Origin of the sequence: Yersinia alsatica, from assembly GCF_025133195.1 — a bacterium.
Classification (GTDB): Bacteria; Pseudomonadota; Gammaproteobacteria; order Enterobacterales; family Enterobacteriaceae; genus Yersinia; species Yersinia alsatica.
Genome location: NZ_CP104006.1, coordinates 4,245,005 through 4,268,275, shown reverse-complemented (window position 1 = coordinate 4,268,275; position 23,271 = coordinate 4,245,005). Strand labels below are relative to the sequence as shown.

Here is a 23,271-nt window from a genome sequence, read left to right as displayed (position 1 = left end):
ACTGATTACAGCTTATTCTGAGCCCAGGTTAAACCGGACTGATATTCGGTTGGTAATAAAGGTGCCAAAGCCACCAAGGCGGCACGCAGCGCTGCGCCGTCCGGGTCATTTAAATTCAAATGGCCCACTTTACGCCCGTCGCGCACCTCTTTTTCATACCAATGCAGATGGACCAATGGCAGCGACAACCACTCGGTATTCACTGGCGTACCAATCAGATTAACCATGGCTGACGGGGTATTCACCACCGGAGTTGGCAGCGGTAAATCTAAAATAGCGCGCAAATGCAGCTCAAACTGGCTGATGGACGCCCCATTTTGCGTCCAGTGACCGCTGTTATGCACCCGTGGAGCCAGTTCATTGATAAGCAAACTGTCCCCGACGATAAAGCACTCCATCGCCATAACACCGACATAATTCAGCTCATCCATAATGGCCGACAGCATCTTCTCAGCTTGCTGTTGTAAGCGGCTATCCGGCTGTGGCAACGCCACACTTATGCGCAAAATGCCATCTTCATGCAGATTATGAGTTAGCGGATAAAAAACCGATTTACCTTGATGGCTACGGGCACCCACCAGCGAAACTTCGCCAGAAAAGTTGATGCCCTGCTCGACAATACATTCGCCGTAAGCATCGGCAGGCAAAGTGCCTTGCTCTCCGGCACGTAAACGCCATTGACCACGGCCGTCATAGCCGCCGACCCGACGTTTCACGATAGCTAATTCACCTAGCGTGGCGAAGACTTGTGGCCACTGGCTAGCACTGGCCAATAATTGCCATGGAGCCGTCGCCAGATTCAGGCTATCGAGTAACTGCTTTTGTGTCAGACGGTCGGCCAGTCGCGGGAAGATATCGCGGTTAACAAAAGCGGTGTGTGTGGCAAGTTCGCGAGTTAAGGCGGTTTCTGGCCAGCGTTCAATCTCGGCGGTAATCACACTGTGCTGATAAGGTACAGCTTCCGGTTCAGCATCTAAACCCACCGGATACACCGCAATACCCAGTGGTTCGCCAGCCTGACGCAGCATGCGCCCTAACTGACCGTTGCCTAATACGCAAACTGGTTTCATGCTTTCACCTGTGAATTCGCCGTCGGCAGATCTGACTCCCGCGGATCTGGATTATCTAATACTTCGTCAGTTTGGCTTTTACGCCAATCGGCCAAACGCACAGCTAATTCGTGGTCATGTAGCGCCAGTATTTGAGCCGCCAGCAAGGCCGCATTCGCCGCCCCTGCTTTACCAATGGCCAGTGTTCCCACTGGAATACCGCGCGGCATCTGCACAATGGAATACAGGCTATCGACGCCACTTAATGCTGCACTTTGTACTGGCACCCCTAAAACCGGCACCAATGTTTTTGCCGCCAGCATACCCGGTAGGTGAGCAGCACCTCCTGCGCCAGCAATAATGACATGTAAGCCATTAGCATCAGCTTGTTCGGCAAAACTGAACAGTTTGTCGGGGGTTCTGTGTGCAGAAACAACTTCGACATGAAACGGAACATTGAGCGTGGTGAGCACGTCGGCGGCGAACTGCATGGTGGCCCAGTCACTCTTGGACCCCATTACGATAGCGATTTTAACCCCGGCTGCATAAGCCGAATCGAGGTTGGCTCCCATGGGTGTAAAGCTCCTGTGATTGCGCAAGCGTCGGCCAGACCGATTTGATATAAATCGTGACTGGCGAAGAGGGCGTAGAGCATATCATGAGCCAAAGGCAAGGAAAACGGTTGCGTCGCGGCTTTTGCTGGGTTTTATCGGTTTTTTTGTTAGGCAGCGATGGATAACAATAGCTGATTAAAACGGGAATTTAATCAACTCAACGCTCTCTTTGGTGACTTTTACCATCGACCCTTCAACATGCCAGGCTCCCAAAACGACCCGATGTGCTGTTGTGGCGGGTAATTCTACCGTATGAACCGCAGGGCGATGGGTATGCCCATGAATCATCCAACTGACATTATTGCGCTGGAATGCATCGACCACAGCTTGTGGGTTTACATCCATAATCAGTTGCGATTTACCGCTATTATTTTGCTGGCTTTGATTGCGCATATAAGCCGCAATACGTAAGCGAAAGCGCAGAGGCAACCACAGGAATAATTTCTGGATCAGAGGATTGTGTACTCGGCGGCGAAAATGTTGATAGTCGGCGTCATCAGTGCACAGGGTATCGCCGTGTAAAATCACAATGTCGCGGCCATACAACTCGACCACTTTCTCTTCGGGCAACAAGATCATGCCACTTTCAGTAGCAAAGCGCTTGCCGAGCAGAAAATCGCGGTTACCGTGAATGAAGTAGCAGGGCACGCCCTGTTGTTGGAGTGATTTTAATGCCGCAGCGATCTGCCGATACAGTGGTTCGGGGTCGTCATCGCCAATCCAGGACTCAAATAAATCGCCCAAGATATATAAGGCATCAGCATGAATGGCTTCACGCTGTATAAAATGCAGGAAACCGGCAGTGATTGCCGGTTCCTGAACGCTAAGATGCAAATCTGCAATAAAAAGCGTGCTCATTAAGCAGTCATTACTCGCTTACAGTAACACTTTTAATGATCACATCTTCTTTTGGCACGTCTTGATGCATACCGCTGCGGCCAGTAGAAACATTTTTGATTTTATCAACCACGTCCAGACCTTCAACCACTTCAGCGAATACACAGTAACCCCAACCATCAGGGCGCTCTGAACGGAAGTTCAGGAAGTCGTTATCAGCAACGTTAATAAAGAACTGAGCAGTGGCAGAGTGTGGATCATTGGTACGTGCCATTGCTAAGGTGCCACGGGTGTTTTTCAGACCGTTATTGGCTTCGTTCTTGATAGGTGCATCAGTATCTTTCTGGTTCATGCCCGGCTCAAACCCACCGCCTTGGATCATGAAACCATCGATAACACGGTGGAAGATAGTGTTATCATAGAAACCTTTACGGCAGTAGTTCAGGAAGTTTTCAACGGTAACCGGCGCTTTATCGGCGAAGGTATTGACGACGATATCGCCGTGATTAGTATGAAACGTGACCATAATAATGTTCCTGCTAGTGTAATAAGTGTATTCACAATGAGTCGTAACTCTTTAGACGGCTCTTATATCATATCTGCGAGATTGAGTCAGCACTCGAAACGTCGCCTTTATGGGCGAAAAAGTGCTGGATCAGAGGCTGATTTGCCTCATAATCTGATGATATCCTTTTTACCCATAGTAGTGATTACTTTGGGTATAAACCATGCGCACTGCAAAAACAAAAACCACGGAATGTCCCGATGCTAAAGATTTTTAATACACTGAGTCGCCAAAAAGAGGAATTCAAGCCTATCCATGCCGGTAAAGTTGGCATGTACGTATGCGGGATCACCATTTATGACCTGTGTCACATTGGGCATGGGCGTACTTTTGTCGCTTTCGACGTTGTTGCGCGTTATTTGCGTTATTTAGGTTACTCTCTGACCTATGTGCGCAACGTGACCGATGTTGACGATAAAATAATTAAACGTGCGATTGAAAACAATGAAACCTGCGAGCAACTGACTACACGGATGTTGGCCGAAATGCACAAAGATTTCGACGCCTTGAATCTTGAACGTCCAGATTTAGAGCCGCGTGCCACTCATCATATCCCCGAAATCATTGAGCTGACCGAGCGTTTGATCGCCCGTGATCACGCCTACGTGGCGTCAAATGGTGATGTGATGTTCGCGGTAGACAGTGATCCAGATTATGGCCTGTTATCGCGTCAGGATCTGGATCAGTTGCAGGCTGGCGCTCGGGTTGAAGTGGCGGATGTCAAACGCAACCCGATGGATTTTGTTTTGTGGAAAATGTCGAAACCCGGTGAACCGAGCTGGGAATCACCATGGGGGCCGGGTCGCCCTGGCTGGCATATTGAGTGTTCCGCAATGAATGGCAAGCAGTTAGGTGCGCATTTCGATATTCACGGTGGTGGCTCTGATTTGATGTTCCCACACCATGAAAATGAAATTGCACAATCTACCTGTGCCCATGATGGCCCTTACGTGAATTACTGGATGCACTCCGGTATGGTGATGATAGACAAAGAGAAAATGTCTAAATCACTGAATAACTTCTTCACTATTCGCGATGTGTTAGCCTATTACGATGCCGAGACGGTGCGTTATTTCTTGATGTCTGGGCATTATCGCAGCCAGCTTAACTACAGTGAAGAGAACCTCAAGCAGGCACGTGCTTCATTAGAGCGCTTATATACCGCACTGCGTGGAACTGATGCGAATGCAACTCCGGCAGGTGGTGCTGAGTTTGAAGCGCGCTTCCGTGCTGCTATGGATGACGATTTCAATACCCCAGAAGCCTATTCTGTGCTGTTTGATATCGCTCGCGAAGTTAACCGGCTAAAAACTGAAGATATCGCTGCGGCGAATGGTTTGGCGGCAGAGTTGCGTAAACTGGCTCATGTGCTGGGTTTGTTGGAGCAGGATCCGGAACTGTTTCTACAAAGCGGCGCACAGACTGACGACGATGAAGTGGCAAAAATTGAAGCTTTGATTAAGCAGCGCAATGACGCCCGCAGCAGCAAAGACTGGGCGCTGGCAGATTCTGCACGTGACCAATTGAATGAGCTGGGTATTGTGTTGGAAGATGGCCCGCAAGGGACGACATGGCGTCGTAAATAAAGGTGGTTAGCTCAGCCGGTTATTGGCATCTGGCGGGTAAACTCTAAAAAAATTGCGGTGCTGGCATTGACCAGTAACCGCAATTTTTTTGCCCATACTTTATGCTGCCAGCAGGGGAGGTTAAGATCAGGCCTTAACCTGCACTTTCATGCCTTGAAACTCAACAACTTGGTCAGCTACGATTTTGCAGCGCTTGCGCGTTTCTACATTCCCGTCGACTTTTACCTGACCATCAGCGATGGCGGCTTTTGCTGAGGCGCCGCTGTCGTTCCAACCTTGCAACTTTAATAAGTCACACAGTTCGACATGCGGGTGTTTTTCCAAATGAAAAATGTCCATTACTGTCCTTTCTATCAATTTTCGTTGATGTCGTGATATTCCTCGCAGGCTTGCAAGGTATTTTGTATCAGTGTTGCGACGGTCATTGGCCCAACGCCACCGGGAACCGGTGTAATCCAACCCGCACGTTCAACAGCGACATCAAATTCTACATCTCCGACTACTTTACCACTTTCCAGGCGGTTAATGCCCACATCAATCACGATAGCGCCCGGTTTAATCCACTCGCCGGGAATAAAACCGGGCTTGCCCACTGCAACCACAAGTAAATCAGCATTTTCGACATGTTGGCGCAGATTCTTGGTGAAACGGTGCGTTACTGTGGTGGTGCACCCCGCCAGCAGCAGCTCAAGGCTCATTGGGCGGCCAACAATATTGGATGCGCCGACGACGACGGCATTTAGGCCATAAGTGGGGATTTCATAGCGCTCCAGCAGTGTAACAATACCGCGTGGGGTGCAAGGGCGCAGTTTTGGCGCACGTTGGCACAAACGGCCTACGTTATACGGATGGAAGCCATCTACGTCTTTATCTGGATGAATACGTTCCAAGACTTTGACATTATCAATCCCGGCAGGCAGCGGCAGTTGCACCAGAATCCCATCGATTTCACCGTCATCATTCAGTGAATCAATTAAAGCTAACAGCTCAGCTTCAGTAGTCGTCATCGGCAGGTCATAAGAACGGGAAACAAAACCGACCTCTTCGCATGCCTTACGCTTGCTGGCGACATAAATTTGTGATGCCGGATTCTCACCTACCAACACCACCGCAAGCCCGGGAGCACGTTTACCCGCAGCTAAACGTTTCTGTACCAACGCAGCAACTTCGTTTCTTACCTGCTGCGCAATCGTTTTACCATCAATAATTTTTGCTGACATCAGTGGAAAGGTCCATCAATTAAAAAAGCGGGAATCCACCTATTTTGTCAGAAGCGGGGCGTGCTGTCAGGCGTATAATAACGATTAATTAACGATTAAATAGCCAGATGATAAACCATAAGGCGAAAACCCATTGACTCGAAAGCGACTGCCCGTATAATCCACCCCGCAACTGACTACCGGCAGCCTCTATGCTGCGGTAAATATCAAATGCGCCCTTAGCTCAGTTGGATAGAGCAACGGCCTTCTAAGCCGTAGGTCACAGGTTCGAGCCCTGTAGGGCGTACCATCTTTACGTCTCCTGAAGTCTATCTAAGTCCATAAATCCCTTATATAATCAGTATCTCTGGAACTTCCTGGTATCCCTGCGCTTATCCACATCTACTGAGTTATATAGATAGATGGGGGTATAAATGGGGGTAAGTCCAGGTTCAATGGATTGAGATACCCCCACATGGAACTAAACGCCCGGCAAGTCGATACCGCAAAGCGAAGAGAGAAACCTTACAAGCTCTCCGACGGCGGTGGATTATTTTTATTAGTAAACACGAACGGTTCACGTTACTGGCGGTTGAAGTATCGGATTGCTGGAAAAGAAAAGCTGCTATCAATCGGGGTCTATCCTGATATCACTCTCGCTGAGGCCCGGGCCAAAAGAGATGAAGCCAAACGAATACTGGCTGCTGGTGGTGATCCCGGGGAAGAAAAAAAAGCAGATAAACAAGCTAAAAAAGTCAGTATCGATAACACGTTCGAAGCGCTGGCCAGAGAATGGCATACCTATAAAAGACCTAATTGGTCGAAAGGTTACGCCGACGATTTAATGGAATCGTTTGAAAACGATATTTTCCCCTATGTAGGAAAGCGGCCAGTAGCCGAAATCAAGCCGTTAGAGATGCTTGAAGCGCTGCGCAAATTAGAAGCGCGTGGTGTCCTCGATAAAATGCGCAAAATCCGTCAGGCGTGCAATCAGACTTTTCGCTATGCGATCGTCACCGGCAGGGCGGAGAACAACCCCGCCAGTGAGTTGGCAGGTGCTTTAGCCGTTCAGAAACATCAGCATTATCCCTACCTTTTAGCTGCTGAGCTTCCTGAATATCTCCAATCCCTTAGTGCCTACAGCGGTAGCTCTGTTACTCGAATAGCTACCCGTTTGCTCATGCTTACTGGCGTTCGAACAATTGAGTTACGTGCTGCTGAGTGGGCTGAATTCAATTTAGATAAAGGTCTGTGGGAAGTTCCCATTATTCGAATGAAAATGCGTCGCCCCCATCTGGTTCCTCTATCTGAACAGGTTTTGGAGTTGTTATTGCAACTGCATGCTATAACCGGCCGCTTTAAATTAGTTTTTCCTGGTCGCAATGACAGTTTAAAGCCAATGAGTGAGGCCAGTATCAATCAGGTCATAAAGCGTATTGGCTACCATGGCAGAGCCACCGGCCACGGTTTTCGCCACACTATGAGCACTATCTTGCATGAGCAGGGTTTCAATACTGCGTGGATAGAAACACAACTGGCGCACGTCGATAAAAACAGTATTCGCGGCACCTATAATCACGCTCAATATCTGGATGGCCGTAGAGAAATGCTGCAATGGTATGCCGACTATATGGATAGTTTGGAATGTGGTGAGAATGTAATCCATGGCAGATTTGGGAAACGGGCATAATTCGTATCACAAATTCTGAAGATAGGTTAAAACGGGCCACTATGGCAGATGGCCCAGAAGACTGAGGCTAAGATACACTTTTATGAGCAGTTTAAAGGGTTAAATTCCTGAAAGCTCGTTAATCAAAGAGGGATGCCGATCAATCATTATCAATAGCTTAAGCGAGCTACCTGATGGAATCCTTCTATGTTGCTCCCACGCTTCAACTAATGAAGGACTCACACCAACAAGTTGTGCAAAGTCTTTTTGCCTGTACCCAATTTTCTTTCTGATTTCTTTTACATCAGGGATAGCAACCTCAGTGACTCTGCCTGCTTTTAATTCATCATGGCTAATCGCTACAGCCTGTTTCGCGGATGTCATTAAATCATTGAAAAAATCACTCATGCCGCACTCCCTTTGATTTGTATTATCACATCTTTGAATTGCTGTTTCTCACTACTGGTCAGCGTATCTTTTTGATTTTTGGGTAGACAGTAAAAAACCATATCCTTCCCTGTGGTTCCTGATAGTAATAAATAACGCGGACACCACCACTTTTCCCTTTCTGGCCGATGGCAAATCTTACCTTGCGTACACCGCCGGTACCCACAATCAATGCACCCGAAGATGGGTTTAATAGCAAGACTTGTTGAAGCTCCCTGAACTCATCTTCGGTTAGTAATACCTCCCGTTGCTTAGAGAAGAACGGGTTTTCAATGAACTGCAAAAAATCCATTATGTAGTCATCCTTGACATCACCTTAACTTAGGCTGAGTTAATTTTAGTCTTACATGGTAAGGATTTCAATCTGTTTATTGACTAATGCATACTTTCGGGAAAGGCATCTCACGATGCCTTTTTGTATTTTGGGCGTTATGCCGCAGCTTCCAGAGGTTCGTTGAGATCTTGATGATAGATGCGGTGTAGCAGGTCTATTTGCTGTTGTAGGACAAAGTTGAGTATTTCTTTCACTTCCTGAGATTCGAGTGTGATGACGGCGTAAATCAGCGCACGGCAGTGATCAATGACTTCTTCTAATTCCGCGGGTGTGTTATCGAACATAGCGCACCTCCCGTGAAAAAGCAGAGGCTCTGATGTGCTGTTGGTGATGGTGTTTAGGAATATAAACAGTTTTGGAATACTTAAATATTGTCACATCCATGATGACGACCTTTCTGTTGATATTTTTTACTTCACCACTAAGAGGTTCGAATCACTTGGGTGGTGAACTGGACGAGGTTCGAACTACCGGTCAACAGAGAACACCGGCGCATCTTGCGATGCCCCCGCCCAGCTCACCATTGTTTTTCACAGGTGTAACTGTACCCGCACATAGTAACCGCCATCGCTGCCGAGAGCAGATCAAAATAGCAAAATTGAGGGTCATTAGGGCTGGGGGAGCGGATCACGCCGAGCGCATCCTTAATCAGTAACGGTGGCGTCAATGGCCTGGCATCCGTCAATTCTATCAGCAGCCAGTTAGCTATCTGCGCCTGACTCATTGCAGGGTGAAGCCGTGATATCCGGTTAATCAGCTCCCTGATACTGATAAATTCCTGCTGCTTCGCCTTGAGCTTTTCCGCTGGGTTTATCATGAGATTACTCCTGTTATCTCTGGTTGGCCCTGCTTTGAATGGTACCGAACATAATGGTTCAAAGTGAAAGTAGTAGGGGATGGTGTTGATTTCAGTTCGGTGTACAGTGATATTCAATCGGATGTATCGCTATAGGTTTTTTGAGATAATCATAAAGTTACTTTTGAGATAATCTACAAACAATAATCTGTTAACATTATGACTATAAAGTGTTTTTTAATCTATTTTTAAGATAATCATATTTACATATTTGAGATAATCTAACTTTATGCCTAAATTTAATCACTATGATTTAGCACTGTTAAACCCCAGTTTCGACTCGCCACTGGTTGATGCGTTGACCGAGCTTGAGTTACTGAGACACCTGCGCCTTGAAACTGATGTGCATCCTTTGTTATTTGCCCAGTTAAAAAGCATTTTTCATATGTTGGAATGATGCTTTTGATGGTTAAACATAGGATAAAGATAACAAAGCCATTCCCCAATCTGGGCTTTTTTTCAGCCCAATTTGGGAGCAAACATTAATTCGAGGGTATTGTTGGTGGTATATGAATAATTTAACTAAAAAACATTATTTAACAATTGGTTAAGTGTTTAGTTTTACTCCTGTAGGATCTCCAAATTATCCGTATGGGACGAATTTGGGACGTAACCGCCAAAAATGCTATCAATTTGCTTGGCATGAACACTCAAATAACACAGTGTAAGGTGTGCATATCTCTGTACCATTTCAATCGATTCCTAACCGCCCATTTCTTGCAAACTCCCTCCCTTGCCCCTGATCGGCAATGCGCTGGCGACGCCAAATGCTTTTCCAGTATCCGTTGCCGTTCCTGTTGATGAATACTTTGTTGAACCGGGATTAATTCTGCGCAATGATTGACGTGAGTAATAGTTACCGCAGGAAGTAATACGCCAGCAATTAATATAAAATTATAGGAAAACAGCTAGGGCATACTCTTATTTTCCCTGATAGGTAGATAAAGAGTAGATTTAAATAATTTATTGCATTATTCCTGCTTATCTATTGTTTTTAAGGTGTTTTTAATTCTATAAATAACACAGTAGCGCCTGATTATTGTGGGAGATATCCTGAAATCTGGATAAAGCCAAGAAATATCTTATTCTGATGGATGCAAAGTGAAAGGAAGTAAATATTAAATATCGCCGTAAATGTTAAATCAATTGTTACGTTTACGCCCATGAGTATGATAAAATCAATGCAGATTTTGAGCTTGGCAGAGTATGTCCGTTCCCCAATTAACAAAGCTTCGTAATCCGTAAAAGTCTGGCAGTTCCTGAACGTGACAACCTGTTTTGTGATGATGAAATGTAATTCAACATATAAAATACTGGCAGTATTAAATATCAGGAAAGTAAATGTTAGAAATTTTCGATGTCCGATACAGTGAGTTGACTGATGTACGGTCTGAAGATCTGTATAAATTGAGGAAAAAGACATTTAAAGATCGGCTTAATTGGGCGGTGAATTGCAGTAATGATATGGAATTCGATGAATATGACAATCCAGATACACGTTACCTACTGGGTGTTTATCAGGGGCAATTAATCTGTAGTGTCCGTTTTATCCCTCTCCGTCTACCTAATATGATCACCCATACTTTTAACGCTCTCTTCTCTGACGTGGTGTTACCTACAGAAGGGTATATAGAGTCGAGCCGTTTCTTTGTTGATAAAACCCGCGCCCAGTTGCTTTTGGGGAGCCGTTATCCCATCAGTTATGTGTTCTTTCTGTCGATTATTAATTACTCTCGACATCATGGATACTTAGGTATTTATACTATTGTCAGCCGGGCCATGTTCACCATACTTAGGCGATCAGGTTGGCAGGTAGAGGTAATAGAAGAAGGCGATGTTGCGGAAAAAGAACGTATCTATCTACTGCGTCTCCCGACAGATCAGAATAACCAGGCTCGTTTACTCCGACAAGTTAGTCAACTCTTGCAGGATCCAGATCTTACATTGAGTACATGGCCAATGGTGCTGCCTATCATATCAGAACCGGTTTGATCAGTTCGAGTTCAACGCCAAGCCTGATTGCCTGTTTGGCGTTAATCACTCCCAGTTTTTTTACCACATTTCCTATGTGATATTTTACTGTTCTTGGCGTGATGTCTGTAATCAGCGCAATTTCCTGATAGGTTTTTCCCATGCTGGCCCAGTGAAGTACTTCATTTTCGCGGGGGGTTAAAATGGCTTTACTCGGTATTTCTACCCCTTTGCGTTCTGGGTTATTACCCTTATTTTGACTTAGCATAAGCATCTTTTCATGGATTTCGATCAGGGATATCTGTAGTTTCCCCCTGTCTTTAGATACACTATCTTCTCGTCCTTGTTGAACACTATCGTCCATTATCAGTGATAACATTGCCATGTTATTCATTGTATCGTGGAGGACATAAGTGTAGCCATTAACGATATTATATTGTTTGGAAAGGGTAAAAATTTTTGATGATTTTAAATCTGACAAGATAGTGATATTTTCATCCCATGAGAACGGTGAGAATCGTTTCAAAGCAGTTAGAACGATGGGATCGATATGTTGGAAGCTATTGGTTGTGTAGAGTTCAGCCCACTCATTTGGATAGCTGGTAATAATAAATATATCGGCAGAATTCTTTTTATTGATCACCATATAAGTGTATTTGGGATTACCATAGGCGATGAGTTTTCTATCAATATAATCACGCAGCGTTTCTATTATCTCTGCATTTTTTTTGAAACCAGAATGCATTTCCCCACTCCATTTACTGTCTTAAAGTACAATACAATATTGCCCTTTAGTACAACTATCGTCCTACGCTAGCATCCGTATAATCATCATCAGGAGTTGATAAAAAAACCTGACCATGAGAGTCAGGCGACAACATTAGTCTAATCAACACCAGGGAAAACAATAAATATACTGATGGAAAATGCTACAGAAGTGCATTTGTTTTTGCAAGTGTAACTTCTGGAGTATGAAATATAATGAACTACTTACTTGTCCTTATTCCTCTTTCGACAGACCAAGATTAATTAGCATGTGAATTACTTTGCATTTTCAGGTAATAATATGATTGATAACGATTGGAATTAGATTAGATTATCCTGTTAGAAATAAACATCGTCATGATCCTTCCTCACTCGCAATTCAATAGCACCCGCCCAAAGTAGGCATTCTCAGTAGATCATTGTCTTTTGGGGCATTGGCGCTGCCAATACTTAAGCAGCACCAGGCTTTCATCATTACTGGATTTTGTTAATTGTAATGGCTCAATAAGACCGGACACATTATTAGAGATTTAATAAACAATATTAACGAGGTGAAAATGTTACGGCTACGACAATATGAGCCCAGGTGGATTTTCATTTAGAGTTCAATGTGGGCTCATTGCGAACTCGGCCATTTACGATGGCAAACCGCTACCAATCGGTTACTCCTCGCATTGGACGCTTAACAATGCGATCCCAGCTTCGTGGTAATCAGCAGCATCTTCCGGCAGGGTATCGAGCACAATGGTGTCGATTTGTGCCGGAGTGGCGAACTGCGCCAGTGAAGTGTTGCCCAGCTTTGTATGATCGCAGACTACAATCACCTGATTGGCGTGTTCCACCATACTGCGTTTGGTTTCTGCTAGCATAATGTCGGCCACGCATGCCCCATACCTACAGACGAAATATCTCCTCTAAATCTCAGGTTGAAAGTTTGTCACGTTTAAGGGGTAAACTTGAGGGTCGAACAGCCCAAAGGGATATTCCCCTTCAGGCTCTCTCACAACCGCACATGGAATAACCGGCATTCACCACCGGTAATAAATATGTTCCGCATGCTCGCGTGCTGACGCGTCATTCCCTTCCAGTCTTGCCGCAATAGTTAGAGCAAAATCAAATACGCGGCCTAATCCTTTGCCGCTGATTAAGTTACCGTCTTCCACCACGTCTGCATCCACGTAAACGCCGTCTGTGACTTGTTGCCATAAGTCACCAGAGCACACATAGCGACGGCCTTTCAACAAACCGTTACCTCCTAATACCCGCGCTGCAGCAGAACAAATTGGACAGATAAATTTCCCCGCTTCATCGTGGCGCTGCACAAAAGCAATCACGCTTTTGCTGTTAGCCATGAATATGCTGCCTTCCGGGCCACCCGGTAAAACGATGGCATCAAATGTAGTATCAAAACTTTCACTCAGTGTAGCATCGGCCACCATCGGGATATCGTGATAGCTCACCACTGTACGGGTATCAACACAGGAAAGTGTTTGTACATTAATCTTCAACCTGCGAAGAATATCAATGGTAACAATGGCTTCCCCTTCTTCAAAACCGGGTGCCAGTAGTACTGCAACAGTTTTCATTACTGCCCTCCAGGGGTTAAAACTTACCAGTAGGAATGCCAAACTTGACGCAGTCGTGCCAGCGCTTCGAGGTAGAAATAGTCTCCCCAACTGCAACATTCATCGACTCCTTTACCGCTCGCCATGTGGTAAACCGAGTGTTTCAGCAGACCTTCACACGCCTCATCATCGCGCGCCAGATAGTTGTCGGTAAGCGACTCAACAATGCACAGTGCCATTTCTTCGTAATGGGCGCGATGTTGGTCAAGTGTTGGCAATATCTTCACCAGTTCTAGTAGGCCGCAGGCTGCAATTGCCGCCGCCGAGCTGTCGCGTACTGCATTAGTGCCGAGCAATGCCAGATCCCAATGGCAAATGTTATCCTCCGGCAGGCGGTTGATAAAATAATGCGCCAAGCTGCGTGACAGTTCGACCATGCTTTTGTCACCGGAATGCAAGTAGCTGAGCAGGAAGCCGTAAATACCCCATGCCTGTCCGCGCGACCAGCAAGACGTGTCGTTGTAGCCTTGATGTGTGTTGCCGAAACGCGGCTCACCTGTTTTCACATCCATATAGTAAGTGTGCCAGGTCGAGGCGTCCGGCCGGACGATGTATTTCGCTGCCTGTTCGACGTGTGCTATCGCCGCCTGTGCATAACGTGGGTCGCCGGTTTGCTCGCTGGCCCAGTACAGCAGTGGTAGATTCATATTACAGTCGATTATCATACGCCCCTGCTGCTCTGGGTCGTTTAAGTCGCCCCATGCCTGAATGATTTTCGCTGTCGGATTAAAGCGTTCCATCAGTGCATCGGCAGCCTTCAGTGCCGACCGACGAGCAGATTCATTACCGGTTAGTCGCCATGCGTTAACGCAGGATAATGAATACAGGAAGCCGAGATCGTGAGTCGCCGTATCGATGCGTTTCTCGATACGTTCCGTGAATGAAGCAACATAGCGCTCGGCAGCTTCACGGTACTTCTTATCCCCGGTCATTTCCCAGACCAGCCAAAGTTGTCCTGGCCAAAAACCCGTGGTCCATTCCACGTTTTCAGTACGTGGCCAGACGCCATTTTCACAAGCTTCACCGGGGAATTTATCGCCAAAGGCAATCATGTTTTTGTCCAGCTTGCGCGTAATGCGTGCCAGTGCTTCGTCCAGTTTATGGCGCAGTGCCAGTCTATCGGTCTGGTGCAGTTCAATCGGGCGCAGGGCCTCAGTCTTCACAGAATGAGTCATAACATCTCCTGAATTAAGGTTTAACAGGTTCAATCGGGGCAGTATTGAGCACTGGGGTAAAATTACGAGATTCATCGCGTTTTGATTGACAGCGCGAGAGTGTAAAGGCGGAAATTAAAGTAAACAGCAACGCGCAAGAACCCATCATCAGGTAGGTGTGCTCAAAGCCAATTTTGTCGTAAAGATAGCCAGCAGGAGGCGCAACCACGACGGAACCGACATATATCATCGCCTGATAGCCAAGCAGGTACATGGTCGCGTTAACTTTCTTGTTAAAATGTTCGGCGATGTATTTGAAAACTGAAATCAGCAGCAGTGAAATCTCAAGGCCGTAGAAGGGTTTAATGATCGAAATAATCAACGGATCGGAGGTCAGGCCGGAAGCAATCAAGCGCGCACCCACCACGCAACCGCAGAGCAGTAGCCCGCGTTTTGCTCCGTAATAGTTAACCAGTAGCGGGATAAACATCATCATCACAAACTCGGTGCCGGACTGAACGGTACTCAGATAGCCGTACCAGGCATTGCCCTGTTCTTTGGTCGAGAAGAACGAGACGAAATAGCGCGGGAACTGCTGCTCGGCGATAAACATCATCCACACTACGCCAGCGACGTAGAGGCTAAACATCCAGAACTTGCGGTTTTGTAACAGCACCAATACATCGGCAAAAACAATCTTATTCGCCGAAACTACATTGTTATTACGCAAGTGTTCGTCGCCAATTTTCAGGCTAATCAGCACCAGCAGCATCAGAACTGAAGTGGTGCTACTAACAATGAAATTTGCCAGCGGTGTGAAGTTAAACAGCAGGCCAGATACCGAAGCCGCCATCGCCCAGCCGAGCGATCCCCACATACGAATACGACCAAACTCCAGGCCATATAAACGGCTAAAGCGGTCAGCATAAGATTCGGACGCAGCCACACCCGCATACCAGCCGAGGCTTAGGTAGAACGCACCGATAACAATCCCTACCATGGTGTGACTCAAAAGTAGAGGCTGGTAAATAAACACGAAGAAAGGTGCCATCAGCGCGGACACCAGGCAAACGAAATAGAGCAGGTATTTGCTCATGCCGATTTTGTCCATGATGTAGCCATAAATCGGTTTGAGGATCACTGCAAATACGCCGTTAATGGCAAATACGCTGCCGATAGTGATGCTGTCCAGCCCGACTTTCTGGCTGAGCCACAGTGCATAAAGTCCAAAACTTGATGACCAAGTAAAGAAATAGAGAAAAATGAAGCTGCTCATTTTTATCTGTGCGGTGCGAGTAATTGTCGAAATCGTCATACGAGTTTCTCCTGAGCCATCACGGCAAATCGACTAAAGTGAGACGTTTTTCATGATGGGCCGTTACCAGGCGTACTTCGTCATCGCCAATAAGGACCTGTGGGCAAAGCTGTGCATTGAAGGCTGATGTCTCTCCAGCCCAGACTGCGCTAATCAACACGTGTTTCCCTTGCGTGATTTCTCCTCGTAAAAGTGGGATCGCGGCACGTTCGGCAAACAATAAATTGCTGTTCGGTGGCGTTAACACTTGTTCGCCACTGCGCATATTTGAACTTAAACAAAAGATCGCGCTGACATCCGTCGGGGTGGTGAACTGGCAACTACCGTGCTCCATCTGAGCTTGCTGCATCGTGCTATTTGGCAGGCTGAAACCGCCTTCTGCCGTGTCGAGATCGCGCGCGGTGCTGATGTGGTGAACACGTATTTGCCAGTCACCAAGTGGTAGCAGCCAAGTGTCGATGGTGACGTCGTGCCACGGCTGCCAGCGGCTGTAAATTGCGCTGTCCTCCGTTCGTACAAAAGAACAGTCACGTCGCCCGCGCCAGTAATTGTCTTTTTCGCTCAGTAACAGCATCGAGTCTGCACTTGCGTGGGAAAGACCATAGCGTCCACGTTCAATGGTGAAGCCGTAGCGAGTGGAGTAAGCAAATTTGCAGTATTTGGTTTCGGTATTGACGAAATTATTCAGCTCAAGTTGCCCGGAGGTCAGCATCCATAAATGACCGGGCTGGTGAACCAGAATTTGATCGGCATGGGGAATGCTGTGCTGTGCGGCAAGCTCTGGTAACGGTAATTCCTGTGCTTGCCAAAACTCATCGTCTTCACCCAATGCAAGTACCAACATGGTTTTCAGCCCCCAGTACGGTGAACCCGGAGCGTTGTAATCTTCCGCCATAATCAGGTTCGGATAGCTGTAACCCACACTTAATATGCCGTCGCGATCGAACAACGGCTGTTTCATCCACCAGCGTAAATGGCGCAAAACAATGCCTTTTACTACGCCCGGCGAGTAAACCTCTAAACCGGCAAAGGCGGCGGTGCTCCAAAAAGCTGCCTGCGCAAAGCGATAGGTTAGACTGCGGCCAAACGGAATAGCAGCCCCGTCGTCGGCAAAGAAATGAATAAAATCAGCAGCAAACTGAGTGGCTCGGTGGCGTAGTATTGCGCAGCGTTTGGGGTCAACATCGGTCATCAATTTCGAATAAATCAGACCGTAGAAATGGAAGGCCATAGATATGTAGTAATCACGTGGACGGCCCTGCCCGTCGGAATACCAACCGTCACCGAGATAATAGTGCTCCATCGCGGCGAAGTGCTTTTCCAGCGCTAGCGGGTTTTCCGGCATCCCGGCATGATGAAAACCAACCTGTACCAGAATCGGGAAAAAGTGCCAGTTGTTATCAGGTATGTCCTGAGTTTCACACTGTTTCAGCCAACGCCAAAAGTTGTTCTTTTCCTGCTCGTTAAAATGTGCCAGCACGGATTTATGGGCCAGCGCCAATAACAGCCCGTAAGCGGCCATTTCCACAATGCGCTGGTCGTAAGGTGCAACTTCACCCCAATAATCAATATGCTGAGGATCTGTACCGTTTTTTATTGCCTGAATATAAAAAGCAAAATGTTCCGGCTCGCCGCCGCTAGCAAGTAATGGTGTCACTCCCCACAGCAGACGTGAAAAAGTTTCCATACTCGCCACTGCTTGTCCGTAATGTGCAGTGAAATTAGCGAGGTCTATGCGGCTAGCATCCTTTTTAAAAAAAGGCGTAACTGCGTTAAGTAATTCATTAACCAATTGCTGGGTATCATTCCGGCACAGCAACGGATTGGATACAGTTATATTTTTAGGTTGCACGATGTCCTCCCGCTTAAAACGAGAAATAGATAAGTCATTGTTATTAATGTTTTCTAAAGATATTTACACGACGTCGTAGCGAAGAGTAACTGCTTTTATTTAGTACACTGAGTGAGCCTGCTCACAAAATTGAACCGCCGTTTCAAATTCACTGGATTTTTCATATCGCAGCGGTAATAAATTGTAATTGGTAGCGTAAAAATTTAAATTTGTTGTCCTGGAGAATAATGAGCGAAGCACAACTGCTTGAGCGGATCACTCTTGATAGTCGGGTTATATCCTTTAACCGTCAGCGTTCTTTGAGCGCGGTGTATTATCACTGGCATCAGTGCGTGGAATTGCTTTATATCTCAAAAGGCTACGGTATTGTGGTGGTTGATAATCAACACTACACAGCACGGCCCGGGCGTTTGTTTATCTTCCCGCCGTTTCGCCTGCATAAAGTTCACGTTGATGACAGTGAGAAAAACCACTATCACCGTACTACCATGCATATTGAGCAATCGGTGGTCGAGAGCGCTCTGCATGCGTTTCCACGGCATCAGGCACAGTTTGCGGCGCTTGCTGCCAGCAATGTTCCTGCGCAGGTCTACGACTTAAGCGAACGTGCGGATTTTATGGAAACTATTCTTACGCAGTTTGATGCGATAGATGCCACAGGCCATTATCCTGCCTGCGAAGTGGCTTTTCTGATGATGCAAATCATGGCCTTCTTGCCCGCGCAGCCGCAGTCGCTGGTTTCACAACAGCAAACGGTGGCTTCACGCATCATGAGCTGGATTGAAATATACTACTCAGAGAAGTTTTCTCTTGATGAGCTGGCACAGGCGATGGGGCTTTCGCGTAGCTATACTTCACGCGTGTTCCATCAGCAAACCGGTGGAAGCATTCAGGAATTTCTGCTAACTCGCCGCATAAAGCGCAGTTGCGACTTGTTGCGTACTACGGCAGACAGTATTGATGCTATCGCCATAGCGGTGGGTTTTAATGAAGTAACCTATTTTATTACCTGCTTTAAGAAGATGATGCTTCAGACGCCATTGCAGTACCGCAAATCATCTCACCACCGGCAGCCAGTTTAAATATTAGAAATGTGCAATTGAACATTATATTCAGTCAGTAAATTGAATTAATTTTAATTCAGCACAATTAATATATCGTTTCTATATTCTTTAATTACCTAAATTACTATTAACTTATCTCAAATAATAACATCGGATACACTTGGATATTCATGTTGTCGCTACCTTTTCCCCTCCAGCCACTCAAGCTCTTAATATCGCCCAACTCTGATAACTAAACTGGAGTCGCAGTGGCTTTCTGGTGCACTGAATCCACGCCGTCAGCAATGTATTACGGTTAGGATCGGGGAATTTATCTGTGATGCCGAAATGCTGGGCAGTCATAGTTATGTCCATATCGCGGTGTATCACGAACTATCTTCGTTACCTTCAGAAGGAGGAGGGGCACCTGACGTTTAAACGCCTTGGGCTGATAGAGCATTATTAAGAAGCACTATTCGGGTATGCTGGTAAGGCTCATCTGAGCTGCTATTCCTCAACCGGCTTTTCTTTAGTAAACTCACTTAAAATTGTAAAGTCTGTCTTCTTTTAACTCATTGATATATTGATGCTATCAATCAAAAATCACTGAGTATATAAAGTAAGTTTATCATTATTTATAATTCAATGAATTAGACTTTATTGGCGAGTCCGGATTTCCTATTGCTATCAAGTTCGCATCGTGGACAATGTTTAATCATGTACTACGTGTATATCAACGAAATCAATAATTTTCATTAAATTATGGGGCAGGGATGGACATAAATACTCAGGGATTTGCATCATACTGGCGCAACTCCTTAGCAGATGCCGAGTCTGGCAAAGGGGCATTTGAGCGCAGAGATACGGATGCATTCACCCCGTGGATGGATATCACCACGGGACGATTGAATGAGGAAATTGTTCGCGCGTTCTTTGAGGGGGAAGGCGATACGGTGAAAACCGTTGAGGTACTGCTACGCCCACAAGCGTGGATCCGCCTGATACAGCATGGCAAAGAACGGACGGCCGGAGCGCCGGGCATCGTCACGCCGTTAGTGACTTCTGCTCTCCTGAATCGTGAAGGATTTTTATTCCCCACAGGGGCAACCACCATTCCTCGTGATCTACTCGAACCGCTCCCCAAAGGCACCTTCTCAATTGGCGAGATGGCGCAATATGATAAATATAAAACCACGCATAACTCGACTACCTTTGATGAGGATGATGAACAGCAAGGCCTTGAGGAAAATGACGAGCAGCGAGCTGAACGTTATGCAAAGCACCAGTTGCAATGGCAAAAGTATCTAACTGAGTCAAATAATCTCCTGAAGAACGTGGCCGAAACATGGCTCTCTACCCACGAGCAATACGAACCGGCTGGGTATGGTTATGTTATCAAAGCGAACCAACCCGGAGGGGCCAGTATCCATATCCTGCCCATGTACGATCATCTGCTGACGTGCAAAAAAGAGGTTCCGTTACTAACGCGCTTTGCTTCGACTAAAATGCCATCTGTAGAACCTCTCCTTGCCGCCAATGCCATGTTCTGCGAGCGTCTGGGGCATTCCGGGGATGAGTTCCCGCTGGCAATGGCGCAGCGAGATGCCCTAAACCATTATCTCACCCAGCAATCGGGCGATATCCTCGCGGTTAATGGCCCGCCGGGAACCGGAAAAACTACTCTGGTTCTCTCAATCATTGCCACTGAATGGGCAAGAGCGGCCCTCAATAAAATCGAGCCACCAGTGGTAATAGCCGCATCAACCAACAATCAGGCTGTGACCAACATCATTGAAGCGTTTGGTAAAGATTTTTCCACAGGCACTGGAGCAATGGCCGGGCGCTGGTTACCTGGGCTGAAAAGTTATGGTGCTTACTTCCCGTCTTCGGGTCGTAAGGCCGACGCCGCGAAAAAATACCAGACTGATGACTTTTTTAACCGTGTTGAATCTCTGGAATACGTTGAAGAGGCACAGGTCTTCTATCTGGAAAAGGCAAGGGCGGCGTTCCCGTCGTCGGATTGCAGCTCTCCCGAACGCGCCGCGGATCTTCTACACAAATGTTTAGTCGAGCACTCCGAACAGCTTAAGCAAATTAATCCGGCATGGGATAGTCTGAACCGTATTCGTGAGGAACGGACCGCTATCAGCGAAGATCTCGACCAGTACGTTCAGGATAAAAATACGTTACTACTCGGCAGCACGAATGAAATTGCATTTTTGAACCAAGGCAAAAAACAGTGGCAGCAATATCGGGCGGACGAGTCGATGGTGTATGCGTTCTTCTCCTGGCTCCCCGCAGTCCGTACTAAGCGCCACTATAAGATTAACCTCTTTCTGGACGAGATGTTTGGCGCAAGGATGGCTGCGTTTCGGGGTACCGCACCTGAAGGTATCGACGCGTATATTGACGACCTTGTTGCCCAGGTGAAAACAGAACAGGATGGATATCAGCAGCAAATCGATCTTGCTCAAGACGTTTCCCGACGCGAAAGCAAGGCTACCCGATATTGGCATGAACTAACCCAGTCACTAGGGCATACAAGCGAAGAGGAGCTGAGCCTGGCTGGAGCTGATGAGCTTGCCGATATGAAGATCCGCTTCCCGGCATTCCAGTTGGCGACCCACTACTGGGAAGGTCGCTGGCTGATGGATATGGCGGCGATTGATAATCTTCAAAAAGAAAAAGGCCGCAAAGGAGCTAAAACTGTTAAGGCCCGCTGGCAGCGCAGGATGAAGCTCACACCTTGTGTTGTGATGACCTGCTACATGCTGCCTCACCATATGAAAACCAATGAATTTGCCGGAAAGGGCAAGCCATTTGATAAAAGCTATTTTTATAATCTTGCCGATCTGTTGATCGTCGATGAAGCTGGGCAGGTGCTCCCCGAAGTGGCAGCAGCCTCCTTCGCATTAGCGAAGAAAGCGCTGGTGATTGGCGATACTGAGCAGATTGCGCCGATCTGGAACAGTTTACCCAGCATTGATATCGGTAATATGGTGGAGGAGAACATTCTCCCCGGCGGTACTCAGGAAGAGCTTACGGATGCCTATGCACTGGTGTGTGATTCAGGGAAAAGTGCAGCATCGGGCAGCGTAATGAAGATTGCCCAGTTTAACTCTCGCTATCACTACGATCCGGATTTAGCCCGTGGGATGTATCTGTACGAGCACCGTCGCTGCTTCGATAACATTATCGGCTACTGCAATACTCTGTGCTATCACGGCAAGTTACAACCAAAACGGGGAACCGAAAATGAGACGCTTTTTCCTGCGATGGGCTATCTGCATATTGATGGCAAAGGCATGCAGGCAAACAGTGGGAGCCGTTATAACGCTTTCGAGGCAGAGACAATAGCGGCTTGGCTCACAGCTCACAAAGAAGAAATCGAGCATCATTACGATAAACCGCTGCATAAAGTGGTTGGAGTCGTGACACCATTTTCAGCGCAGGTCAACGCTATCAAAGCCGCATTACGCAAGCTCGATATTAACTGTAGCGGTAGTGAGGATTCGCTAACGGTTGGTACAGTGCATTCGTTGCAGGGGGCAGAAAGAGCAATTGTGCTCTTCTCACCGGTCTATTCGAAACATGAAGATGGTGGGTTTATCGACAGCGATAGTAGCATGCTGAATGTTGCCGTATCCCGCGCTAAAGATAGCTTCCTGGTCTTTGGTGATATGGACTTATTCGAGATCCAGCCCGGATCTTCCCCGCGAGGGTTATTGGCAAAATATCTGTTTGCTTCCACCAACAATGCATTGCAGTTTGAGTTTCAGGAGCGCAAAGATTTAAGCGCGGCACAAACGCAGATCTCAACCTTGCACGGTGTGGAACAGCATGATGCATTTCTTAACCAGACTTTTGGCACTATCGGAAAGAGCATTACTATCGTTTCCCCTTGGCTGACTTGGCAAAAGCTGGAACAAACCGGCTTTTTGACGTCGATGATCCAGGCGCGCTCACGCGGCATTGATATCACTGTGGTGACAGATAGAAATTACAATACCGAACACGTTGATTATGAAAAACGCAAAGAGAAACGACAGCGCCTTAACGATGCTGTAGAAAAGCTTAACGAGATAGGTATTACTACAAAACTGGTCAATCGCGTTCACAGTAAAATTGTGATTGGGGACGAGGGTTTACTCTGCGTAGGGTCGTTTAACTGGTTTAGTGCCGCTCGAGAAGATAGGTATCAACGATACGATACGTCGATGGTGTACCATGGCGAAAGCTTAAAAGGTGAAATCAAAACGATTTATACCAGCCTGGAACAGCGTCAGTTATAGGGGCGCGCGAGTTGTCTAGGAAGGTGTCGACTTTTTGTGTATCAGATCTGTATGTCAATCAATGGGACAGGTCAGCGTGCAGTGGATAAAATGACGAA

At 46.8% G+C, this 23,271-nt stretch carries 20 protein-coding genes, 1 tRNA gene and 4 pseudogenes; 8 read left to right on the top strand and 17 right to left on the bottom strand.

Annotated elements, in window-relative coordinates:
* Window positions 1-5: 5 nt before the first annotated feature.
* The 4 genes from purK to ppiB form a co-directional block, all read right to left on the bottom strand.
* A complete protein-coding gene (gene purK, locus N0H69_RS19335; RefSeq protein ID WP_050151507.1) occupies window positions 6-1,070 on the bottom strand; it encodes a 5-(carboxyamino)imidazole ribonucleotide synthase in 1,065 nt (354 codons plus the stop codon).
* Window positions 1,067-1,621 (bottom strand): 5-(carboxyamino)imidazole ribonucleotide mutase, encoded by a 555-nt coding sequence (gene purE / locus N0H69_RS19330; RefSeq protein WP_050151505.1) that lies wholly within the window; start codon window positions 1,619-1,621, stop codon window positions 1,067-1,069. The genes purK and purE overlap by 4 nt, the downstream gene beginning before the upstream one ends.
* A 177-nt stretch (window positions 1,622-1,798) precedes the next feature.
* Window positions 1,799-2,521, bottom strand: a complete 723-nt coding sequence (locus N0H69_RS19325; RefSeq protein WP_050151503.1) for a UDP-2,3-diacylglucosamine diphosphatase — start codon at window positions 2,519-2,521, stop codon at window positions 1,799-1,801.
* 10 nt (window positions 2,522-2,531) lie between these two features.
* A complete protein-coding gene (gene ppiB / locus N0H69_RS19320; RefSeq protein ID WP_050108841.1) occupies window positions 2,532-3,026 on the bottom strand; it encodes a peptidylprolyl isomerase B in 495 nt (164 codons plus the stop codon).
* Window positions 3,027-3,265: 239 nt separating this feature from the next.
* Here ppiB and cysS point away from each other — a divergent pair, with 239 nt between their 5' ends.
* Window positions 3,266-4,651, top strand: a complete 1,386-nt coding sequence (gene cysS / locus N0H69_RS19315) for a cysteine--tRNA ligase (RefSeq protein ID WP_050108839.1) — start codon at window positions 3,266-3,268, stop codon at window positions 4,649-4,651.
* A 126-nt stretch (window positions 4,652-4,777) separates the two neighbouring features.
* Here cysS and ybcJ read toward each other — a convergent pair whose 3' ends face one another.
* Together ybcJ and folD are read right to left on the bottom strand one after the other, a co-directional pair.
* Entirely contained in the window at window positions 4,778-4,990 is a 213-nt protein-coding gene (ybcJ, locus tag N0H69_RS19310; RefSeq protein ID WP_050108836.1) for a ribosome-associated protein YbcJ, read from the bottom strand.
* A 14-nt stretch (window positions 4,991-5,004) separates the two neighbouring features.
* Window positions 5,005-5,871: a bifunctional methylenetetrahydrofolate dehydrogenase/methenyltetrahydrofolate cyclohydrolase FolD gene (gene folD, locus N0H69_RS19305; protein WP_050108834.1), complete on the bottom strand. Its 867-nt coding sequence runs from the start codon at window positions 5,869-5,871 to the stop codon at window positions 5,005-5,007.
* Window positions 5,872-6,083: 212 nt separating this feature from the next.
* Here folD and N0H69_RS19300 point away from each other — a divergent pair.
* Both N0H69_RS19300 and N0H69_RS19295 read left to right on the top strand, forming a co-directional pair.
* Window positions 6,084-6,160: transfer RNA gene (locus tag N0H69_RS19300), tRNA-Arg, on the top strand.
* Between the two features lie 165 nt (window positions 6,161-6,325).
* A complete protein-coding gene (locus N0H69_RS19295) occupies window positions 6,326-7,540 on the top strand; it encodes a tyrosine-type recombinase/integrase (RefSeq protein WP_050151501.1) in 1,215 nt (404 codons plus the stop codon).
* A 99-nt stretch (window positions 7,541-7,639) separates the two neighbouring features.
* On the opposite strand, the gene nadS is transcribed toward N0H69_RS19295, so the two are convergent.
* The 4 genes and pseudogenes from nadS to N0H69_RS19275 form a co-directional block, all read right to left on the bottom strand.
* On the bottom strand, window positions 7,640-7,927 hold the full coding sequence (gene nadS, locus N0H69_RS19290) for a NadS family protein (RefSeq protein WP_050133476.1): 288 nt from the start codon (window positions 7,925-7,927) through the stop codon (window positions 7,640-7,642).
* Between the two features lie 58 nt (window positions 7,928-7,985).
* Entirely contained in the window at window positions 7,986-8,258 is a 273-nt protein-coding gene (locus N0H69_RS19285) for a type II toxin-antitoxin system RelE/ParE family toxin (RefSeq protein ID WP_155412597.1), read from the bottom strand.
* 137 nt (window positions 8,259-8,395) lie between these two features.
* Window positions 8,396-8,584, bottom strand: coding sequence for a hypothetical protein (locus N0H69_RS19280; RefSeq protein WP_050151499.1), 189 nt, complete (start codon window positions 8,582-8,584; stop codon window positions 8,396-8,398).
* A gap of 278 nt (window positions 8,585-8,862) precedes the next feature.
* Window positions 8,863-9,117: pseudogene (locus tag N0H69_RS19275) on the bottom strand (hypothetical protein); the annotation flags it as partial.
* Window positions 9,118-9,385: 268 nt separating this feature from the next.
* Here N0H69_RS19275 and N0H69_RS19270 point away from each other — a divergent pair.
* Window positions 9,386-9,550, top strand: a pseudogene (locus N0H69_RS19270) (Fic family protein); the annotation flags it as partial.
* Window positions 9,551-9,717: 167 nt separating this feature from the next.
* On the opposite strand, the pseudogene N0H69_RS19265 reads toward N0H69_RS19270, so the two are convergent.
* Window positions 9,718-9,879 (bottom strand): annotated as a pseudogene (locus tag N0H69_RS19265) (integrase); the annotation flags it as partial.
* A 618-nt stretch (window positions 9,880-10,497) separates the two neighbouring features.
* On the opposite strand from N0H69_RS19265, the gene N0H69_RS19260 reads away from it, so the two are divergent.
* Window positions 10,498-11,148 (top strand): acyl-homoserine-lactone synthase, encoded by a 651-nt coding sequence (locus N0H69_RS19260; RefSeq protein ID WP_050108832.1) that lies wholly within the window; start codon window positions 10,498-10,500, stop codon window positions 11,146-11,148.
* On the opposite strand, the gene N0H69_RS19255 is transcribed toward N0H69_RS19260, so the two are convergent.
* From N0H69_RS19255 to N0H69_RS19230, 6 genes and pseudogenes are all read right to left on the bottom strand, one after another.
* Window positions 11,129-11,872 (bottom strand): LuxR family transcriptional regulator, encoded by a 744-nt coding sequence (locus tag N0H69_RS19255; protein ID WP_050108830.1) that lies wholly within the window; start codon window positions 11,870-11,872, stop codon window positions 11,129-11,131. The two genes, N0H69_RS19260 and N0H69_RS19255, sit on opposite strands and share 20 nt — an antisense overlap.
* A gap of 682 nt (window positions 11,873-12,554) precedes the next feature.
* Window positions 12,555-12,788, bottom strand: a pseudogene (locus tag N0H69_RS19250) (DeoR/GlpR family DNA-binding transcription regulator); the annotation flags it as partial.
* 132 nt (window positions 12,789-12,920) lie between these two features.
* Window positions 12,921-13,478, bottom strand: coding sequence for a DJ-1 family glyoxalase III (locus N0H69_RS19245; RefSeq protein WP_050144953.1), 558 nt, complete (start codon window positions 13,476-13,478; stop codon window positions 12,921-12,923).
* Between the two features lie 23 nt (window positions 13,479-13,501).
* Window positions 13,502-14,692, bottom strand: a complete 1,191-nt coding sequence (locus tag N0H69_RS19240) for a glycoside hydrolase family 88 protein (RefSeq protein ID WP_050151497.1) — start codon at window positions 14,690-14,692, stop codon at window positions 13,502-13,504.
* Between the two features lie 13 nt (window positions 14,693-14,705).
* Window positions 14,706-15,986, bottom strand: coding sequence for an oligosaccharide MFS transporter (locus N0H69_RS19235; protein ID WP_050108822.1), 1,281 nt, complete (start codon window positions 15,984-15,986; stop codon window positions 14,706-14,708).
* Window positions 15,987-16,005: 19 nt separating this feature from the next.
* Window positions 16,006-17,838 (bottom strand): DUF2264 domain-containing protein, encoded by a 1,833-nt coding sequence (locus N0H69_RS19230; RefSeq protein WP_050151495.1) that lies wholly within the window; start codon window positions 17,836-17,838, stop codon window positions 16,006-16,008.
* A 227-nt stretch (window positions 17,839-18,065) separates the two neighbouring features.
* Between N0H69_RS19230 and N0H69_RS19225 the strand changes: the two genes are divergently transcribed.
* The 3 genes from N0H69_RS19225 (at window position 18,066) to N0H69_RS19215 (ending at window position 23,173) form a co-directional block, all read left to right on the top strand.
* Complete coding sequence (locus N0H69_RS19225) at window positions 18,066-18,920, top strand: helix-turn-helix domain-containing protein (RefSeq protein WP_134957244.1); 855 nt, start codon at window positions 18,066-18,068, stop codon at window positions 18,918-18,920.
* Window positions 18,921-19,127: 207 nt separating this feature from the next.
* On the top strand, window positions 19,128-19,319 hold the full coding sequence (locus tag N0H69_RS19220; RefSeq protein WP_151419980.1) for a type IV toxin-antitoxin system YeeU family antitoxin: 192 nt from the start codon (window positions 19,128-19,130) through the stop codon (window positions 19,317-19,319).
* A 335-nt stretch (window positions 19,320-19,654) separates the two neighbouring features.
* The gene (locus tag N0H69_RS19215) at window positions 19,655-23,173 is read left to right on the top strand and encodes an AAA domain-containing protein (protein ID WP_050151493.1); all 3,519 of its coding nucleotides are present in this window, start codon (window positions 19,655-19,657) and stop codon (window positions 23,171-23,173) included.
* Window positions 23,174-23,271 lie beyond the last annotated feature (98 nt).